This is a genomic window from Enterococcus eurekensis, assembly GCF_042654605.1.
Lineage (GTDB): Bacteria > Bacillota > Bacilli > Lactobacillales > Enterococcaceae > Enterococcus_I > Enterococcus_I eurekensis.
The window spans coordinates 1-6,938 of the sequence record NZ_JBHSGT010000042.1 but is presented as its reverse complement, the minus strand read 5'-3'; the positions used below and the strand labels follow the sequence as shown (position 1 = coordinate 6,938).

Here is a 6,938-nt window from a genome sequence, read left to right as displayed (position 1 = left end):
TTAAACCTTTAGAAAAAAATAATATATGTCGGTTGATTGACACAGTAAAATACTGTGCCTCAACCGAATCCGATTCATCTACACGACTAAAGTCGCGAGTGTTCTCGGCTAGTTAATAAAATTAACTGTCCTTTTTTAAAAGTAAAAAGTTGCCCATTGATTTCTAATTGGGCGGCACCAGACGTCACATACAAAAAGGTGACGTTATCATGACTTTGTGGTTTTAAATCTTCAGTTAATTGGTGAGAAGAAATCGTTACTTCGTTCATTTTTAGTTGATTACGGTAATAATCAATACTAGTATATGGCGCCATTTCGTGAGTGTTATCCAATCGTAATCGCTTCCTTTCATAGTTCTATTATACACAGAATTTCACAAAAAGTTAGTGTTACGGAAGAATTAACCCTTTTGTTTCTTCCAGATAATTCGTATCATGTTACTATAATCACAATTAAAGAAAAGAGGAAAAGACGATATGGCAAAATTATTTATTTTAGGTGGAACAGGATTTTTAGGTTACTACACAATGTTAGAGGCGTTATCAAAAGGTTATGAAGTTAAAACAATGGCATTACCTCCTATGCCAGCAGAAGGCATTATTCCAGAAGGAGTAGAATGTTCTTTAGGTAATTTCTTTGAATTAAGTGATGAAGAAATCATCGAAACATTGGAAGATTGTGAAGGATTCATTTATGCAGCGGGTGCGGATGAGCGTATAGTTCCAGCCAAACCAGCAGTCAAATTTTTCTATGAAGCAAACGTTTTACCAACGCAACGTGTAGCACGTTTAGCGAAAAAAGCCGGCGTTAAAAATTTCGTTCTTTTCGGTTCTTACTTCGCAGAATTCGCAGAGCGCTTACCAGAATTCGAATTACGCAAACAAGCGTATCCAAATACTCGCTTATTACAAGAACAAGTTGCCTTTTGTGAAGGTGAAGGCGAAATGAAAGTTTCTAGCCTACGTTTACCTTATATCTTTGGAACAATGCCAGGCCGCTTACCATTATGGAAAATGTTTACAGACCAAATTAAAGGTCAACCTGTTTTCCCTGTTTTACAAGGAGGAACAGCAATGGTTACCGTTCAACAAGTAGCTCAAGCAGCAATTGGTGCACTTGAAAATGGCGCACACCGCGGTACCTATGCAATCAGCGGTATTAATATGAAATACGCTGAATTCTACCAAATGATGGTTGACGCTTTAGGTCAAACAGAAACAACAGAACTAAAAGTTGTACCTTATGAACAAATGGTCGACCGCTACCGTGCAATTGACAAAGCAGCCTCTGATAAAGGTGTTGAACATGGAATGCACGTTGAAGTTAGCTCACGCTTACAAGCGGAAGATTTATTCATCGATCCAAAAGAAACGATGGATGTTTTAGGCTACAAGGAAGATGACGTAATTGCATCAATTAAAGAATCATTAGCACTTTGTGTTCAAGATTAATAAATGAGAGAAGAAGCCTAGAAAATTAATTTTTTCTAGGCTTTTTAATATTTTTGTGAAAAAAGATACGACTGTGCTATACTAGACTTGATTGAGAATGATTCTTAATTAGGAGGGATTAGATGGAAATTGATTTTTCAAAATCGTTGTATGAACTGATTAGCCAATACCCAATTGTGAAAGATATCATGTTTGAAATTGGCTTTAAAGATATCGTTAAACCAGGAATGATTCAAACCGCCGGCCGTTACGTAACCATTCCTAAGGGAGCTAAGATGAAAAAAATTCCTTTAGAAAAAGTAATCGATGTGTTTGAAGCAAAAGGATTTCAAATCATAGGAGTGGAATAGATGGAAACAACCAAACGAACAAGAACGAAAGAGCAACGCCAAGCACGAATTGTTGAAATTTTATCTTTATTACACCAAGGTGGCGCTTTTGAAGAGGCTAAACGTTTATTCAATGAAGAATTTGATGGCGTTGATGTTCTAGAAATTACCGCTGCAGAACGTGCCTTAATTCAAGGAGGACTTGATCCTTCAGAAATTCAAAAACTCTGCAATATTCATGCGGCTGTTTTTAAGGGTTCAATAAATGAAATTCATCATTCAAACGAAGAGCATGGTCAACCAGGACACCCCGTTCATACGCTAAAACTTGAAAATCAAGTCTTACAATCGCTACTAAGTGATGAAATTGAAAGCATTCTTGAAAAAATCGAAAAAGGTCAATGGTCATACAAAGAGCGTTTAATTCATGCGTTAACCGACTTGCTACAAATCGACAAACATTATGCACGTAAAGAAACATTGATTTTCAGTTATATGGAAAAATATGGGATTACCGCGCCACCGCAAGTGATGTGGGGTGTTGACGATGAAGTTCGCGAGATGGCAAAAGAACTATTAGCTTATGTTAAAGGTGAGAAAGTTGTTTTTAATCTGATTAAAGCCCAGTGGGAAGAACTTAAAGAAGAGATTGAAGAGATGATTTTTAAAGAAGAAGAAATCATGGTCCCAATGACATTAGACGTTTTTAGTTTAACAGATTGGGAAGAAATCGCTAAAGATAGTTTTGAAATAGGATTTGCTTATATCCCAGAACCATTACCTTGGAAAGCCAGTCCAGAAGCCTTGTTAAAAGAGGAAGAACGGGAGCCATTGCGTCAAATGGCGATTCAACAAGCCAAAGAAACAACCGATGGGATTGCAGAAGGCTTAGCCGAAGAGAAAAAAACGAGCAAACGTCGTAGCCGCCGTTACGATTGGGAAGACACACCGCAAGCCGATCAAGTTGTCTTTAAAACTGGTATTTTAAATGTCGACCAATTGATGGCTATTTTCCAAACGATTCCAGTTGATATGACTTTTGTTGATGCAGATGATACGGTTCGTTTTTACTCAGAAGGACCAACACCAATCTTCCCGAGAACGCGTTCAGTGATTGGACGCCAAGTGATTAATTGCCATCCACCAAAAAGCATGCACATGGTGGAAGAAATTTTAAATGATTTCAAAGCCAATCGCCGTGATAAGGCAGAATTTTGGATTGACCGCCGCGATCGTAAAATTTATATTCGTTATTTTGCCTTAAAAGATGACGCCGGTCAATACATGGGCTGTTTGGAAGTCTCACAAGATATTACCGAGATTCAGCAAATTGCCGGACAAAAGCGCCTACTAGAAGGCGTTACTGAATAACTAAAAAACCAACTTCCTTCCCGTTATGTGCTAACGGTTAAGAAGTTGGTTTTTTATTGCTTTCTTTAACTAAGTGGTAATAGTAAATCGTGGGTGTCTTAAGGAAAATTTTCCCAGCTTCATACTTGGGAAAAATCGATAGTAATGTTTTACTACCGAGTTGATAGAGACCATCTGTAAATTTTGGTGCGTTCTGATTTTTTTTGAAGATTCTTTTTTTGAATTGATGTCCAGTTAAAACAAGATCAAAATCAAGTAGCGATTTGACTTTTTCGATGTGACCGGCTTCATGAACGAGTAATAATTGCCAATTGGCGATTTTTTTGTCAAATTCATAAACAGGATGTCCAAGAATGGTATCATCCATGCCGACAATATGGACAGCAGTCTCTTCTTTTGCTGTAAAAATGCTTTCATTGACGAGTGGCTGAAATTCAGCGTCTTTTAAGACTTCTTGGACGAAATATTGGCCATCCTTCACGTAATCCTGGTTGCCAAGAATCGCAAATTTTCCACTGGGTGCTTTTAAACGCTTCAACTTATCGACCAATGTTGGTGTCAAATGATGGGGCCAACTCTCATAATTGGCAATCAAATCACCGGTAAAGACAATAATATCGGGCTCTCGGGCAATTGTTGAACGAATTAAAGGATTTAATTTCTTCGGTCCATGACCACTACGAAAATGAGTATCACCAAAATGCGCTACAAGCAGTGTTTTTGAATCCTCGTACAAATCATAGGCATTCGAGATGTCTAATACTTGACGTTTATCTTTGTGAATTAAGTAATGAACTTCTTTAGCTTTTTTCGGTTTTAAAAAATACCAATAAAATAAAAGTAGACTCAATCCAAAAATAAGAAGGTAAATAATTTTTGACATAGATAGGCTCCTTCATAATTTCGAACGATAGATTCGTTATCTCTAAGGATAGTTGATAATATATAAAAAAGCAATCGAACACAAGGTAAAATTTTTAAATGAAAATTAATGAAAAATTGGGTTCTTTTCATTTCAGAATAACCGAAAATATGCTATTGTATATGGGAGAATGAGGAGGAGTAACACATGATCTTTGATTCACATACCCATCTAAATGCGGACCAATTTAAGACGGAAATCCCAGAAATCATCCGACGTGCCCAAGAGTTTGGTGTAACGGAAATGGCTGTGGTTGGTTTTGATACGCCAACGATTGAAAAATCGCTGGAATTGAGCCGTACGTATGAATTTATTTATAGTATTATTGGCTGGCATCCAACTGAAGCCGGTAGTTATACGCCTGAAATTGAACGACGCCTACAAGAGCAATTAACTTTACCAAAAGTCGTGGCTTTAGGAGAAATTGGTTTGGATTATTATTGGATGGAAGATCCAAAAGAAGTTCAAGCGAAAGTTTTTGAACGCCAAATTTCCATTGCGAAAGAAATGAAATTACCGGTCAGCATCCATATGCGCGATGCGATTGAAGACACCTATCAAATATTAAAAGACAATCGAATTCATGAAGTTGGTGGTATTATGCATAGCTTCAGTGGTGATGAGGAATGGGCAAAGCGCTTTTTAGATTTAGGAATGCACATTTCGTTTAGTGGCGTCGTAACCTTTAAAAAAGCAATTGAAGTTCAAGAGGCTGCAAAAATAGTACCTGCGAATCGTTTACTCGTTGAAACCGATGCGCCGTATTTAGCACCAGTACCGTATCGTGGTAAACGAAACGAACCAGGTTATACTCGTTTTGTAGTAGAAAAATTAGCCGAATTGCGGGAAGTTTCTTTTGAAGAAATGGCTATGCAAACAACTAAAAATGCCCATGAATTGTTCCGGTTGAATTAATGGATAAACCAGTTTATGAAGAAATTATTGTCGTTGAGGGAAAAGACGACACCAAACGGATTCAAGAAGTGGTTGAGGCTGATACCATCGAAACAATCGGTTCGGCAATTAATGATGAAATTTTAAGACAAATTGAACATGCCCAAGAAATTCGAGGAGTGATTGTTTTTACCGATCCAGATTTTTCAGGTGAGAAGATTCGTAAAATTATCATGGAAGCTGTGCCGGATGCCAAGCATGCTTTTTTACCACGATCACAAGCCAAGGGTAAGAAAAAACATCGTAGCCTAGGAGTCGAACATGCGAGTGATGAGGCAATTTTAGAAGCGCTGGATCGTGTCGTGGAGCCGATGCAATCACCTGTCGAAAAAGAGTCAATTAGTCGCCAAGACTTAATGGCGCTAGGACTACTAGCAGGTAACGGGTCAAAAGAACGTCGTGAAAAATTAGGCGATGAACTGCGCATTGGTTACACAAATGGCAAACAATTGCAAAAACGTTTAACAATGTTCCGGATTACAAAAGAAGAATTACTTGCTGCCTTAGAGAAAGTAGAGGAAAAAATTTGAATGATTACCGAGAAATAGCGACGCCTTCTAGAACGAAAGAAATTCTACAAGTGCATGGATTTACCTTTAAAAAAAGTTTAGGACAAAACTTTTTAACGGAACCAAATATTTTACGTAAAATTGTTGCAGCTGCTGAAATTACCAAAGAGACGAACGTGATTGAAGTAGGTCCGGGAATTGGGGCTTTAACTGAGCATCTAGGTCAAAATGCCAATCAAGTTTTAGCTTTTGAAATTGATGACCGTCTCATTCCAGTCTTGGCAGATACGTTATCACCATATCCAAATATCAAAGTCATTCACCAAGACGTTTTAAAAGCCGACTTAGCAACAATCATCAAAGAAGAATTCAAAAAAGAATTACCAGTTAAAGTCGTAGCAAACTTACCATATTACATTACAACTCCTATTATGATGCACTTCTTAGAATCAGGTATCGACATTGCTGAAATGGTTGTGATGATGCAAAAAGAAGTTGCGGATCGAATCAGTGCCCAACCAGGGACAAAAGCTTACGGATCGTTATCGATTGCTGTTCAATATTACATGGAAGCCCAACTTGCTTTCATTGTTCCAAAAACGGTCTTTGTACCACAACCAAATGTGGACTCAGCGATTTTAAAATTAACGAAACGTGCGAAACCAGCTGTTGATGTGACAAATGAAGCCGAGTTTTTCAAACTAACGAAAGCGGCCTTCCAGTTACGTCGTAAAACGCTCTGGAATAACTTACAAAACAACTATGGGAAAACACCAGAAATTAAAGAATGGTTAACCCGTAGTTTAGAAGTAGCGGGGATCGATCCCGTTCGTCGTGGGGAAACATTGAGTTTGGCCGAGTTTGCAGCATTAAGTAATGCAATGGAAGCGAGTAAATAATCAGCATTAGCGGGTTTTGAAGAGACTGATCTATTTAACCGGATAGGAACTCCGTCAACTACTGTAACAAATGCTTGATTGTTCGATCAGCACTGACTGTAGAAACAGCGATAGTAGGTTGTGACACAGGTGCCAATTTAGGTAACAACATTACAATCCATAAAAAGTATTCAGCAAGGGAAAATTTCCTTTGCTGTTTTTTTGTGTCTAAAATCTCAAAGGATACAATTATTCTTGAACCTCTCATGACTGAAGTCACGAGATTCTTAGGAACAGAACATACTTGCAAGCGCATTTCTTTACTCACAGAGGTTTCTCTTGTTTACTAAGCTATCCCCGTAGTTCCTACGGTTCTATATTCTATCTAAGCTAATACTTGTAATCTTAGACCTTCGGTCAATATATTTTTACTTGCATTGATATCTCTATCATGACTAGTATTGCACTTGCTACAAGTCCATTCACGGATATGCAAACCCTTTTTACCATCATTATTTCCACAA

The 6,938-nt window shown here is 37.8% G+C and carries 9 protein-coding genes; 6 read left to right on the top strand and 3 right to left on the bottom strand.

Annotation, left to right across the window (positions count from 1 at the left end; all coding sequences use genetic code 11):
- Positions 1–86: 86 nt before the first annotated feature.
- Entirely contained in the window at positions 87–332 is a 246-nt protein-coding gene (locus ACFO3L_RS06435; protein ID WP_379965020.1) for an AraC family ligand binding domain-containing protein, read from the bottom strand.
- A 144-nt stretch (positions 333–476) separates the two neighbouring features.
- Here ACFO3L_RS06435 and ACFO3L_RS06430 point away from each other — a divergent pair, with 144 nt between their 5' ends.
- The 3 genes from ACFO3L_RS06430 (at position 477) to ACFO3L_RS06420 (ending at position 3,151) form a co-directional block, all read left to right on the top strand.
- On the top strand, positions 477–1,451 hold the full coding sequence (locus ACFO3L_RS06430; RefSeq protein WP_379965018.1) for an NAD-dependent epimerase/dehydratase family protein: 975 nt from the start codon (positions 477–479) through the stop codon (positions 1,449–1,451).
- A 122-nt stretch (positions 1,452–1,573) separates the two neighbouring features.
- Entirely contained in the window at positions 1,574–1,801 is a 228-nt protein-coding gene (locus tag ACFO3L_RS06425) for a DUF1858 domain-containing protein (protein ID WP_379965016.1), read from the top strand.
- On the top strand, positions 1,802–3,151 hold the full coding sequence (locus ACFO3L_RS06420) for a DUF438 domain-containing protein (protein WP_379965014.1): 1,350 nt from the start codon (positions 1,802–1,804) through the stop codon (positions 3,149–3,151).
- A gap of 37 nt (positions 3,152–3,188) precedes the next feature.
- On the opposite strand, the gene ACFO3L_RS06415 is transcribed toward ACFO3L_RS06420, so the two are convergent.
- Entirely contained in the window at positions 3,189–4,034 is an 846-nt protein-coding gene (locus ACFO3L_RS06415; protein WP_379965012.1) for a metallophosphoesterase, read from the bottom strand.
- A 186-nt stretch (positions 4,035–4,220) separates the two neighbouring features.
- Between ACFO3L_RS06415 and ACFO3L_RS06410 the strand changes: the two genes are divergently transcribed.
- Genes ACFO3L_RS06410 through rsmA form a run of 3 tightly spaced genes read left to right on the top strand, consistent with a single transcriptional unit; the run spans position 4,221 to position 6,435 of the window.
- Positions 4,221–4,988, top strand: coding sequence for a TatD family hydrolase (locus ACFO3L_RS06410; RefSeq protein WP_379965010.1), 768 nt, complete (start codon positions 4,221–4,223; stop codon positions 4,986–4,988).
- Positions 4,988–5,557, top strand: a complete 570-nt coding sequence (gene rnmV / locus ACFO3L_RS06405) for a ribonuclease M5 (RefSeq protein WP_379965008.1) — start codon at positions 4,988–4,990, stop codon at positions 5,555–5,557. Before ACFO3L_RS06410 ends, rnmV begins: the two co-directional genes overlap by 1 nt.
- Entirely contained in the window at positions 5,554–6,435 is an 882-nt protein-coding gene (gene rsmA, locus ACFO3L_RS06400) for a 16S rRNA (adenine(1518)-N(6)/adenine(1519)-N(6))-dimethyltransferase RsmA (RefSeq protein WP_379965006.1), read from the top strand. The genes rnmV and rsmA overlap by 4 nt, the downstream gene beginning before the upstream one ends.
- A gap of 364 nt (positions 6,436–6,799) precedes the next feature.
- On the opposite strand, the gene ACFO3L_RS06395 is transcribed toward rsmA, so the two are convergent.
- Positions 6,800–6,938 (bottom strand): zinc ribbon domain-containing protein (locus tag ACFO3L_RS06395; protein ID WP_379965022.1); only part of this gene is annotated, 139 nt, incomplete at its 5' end.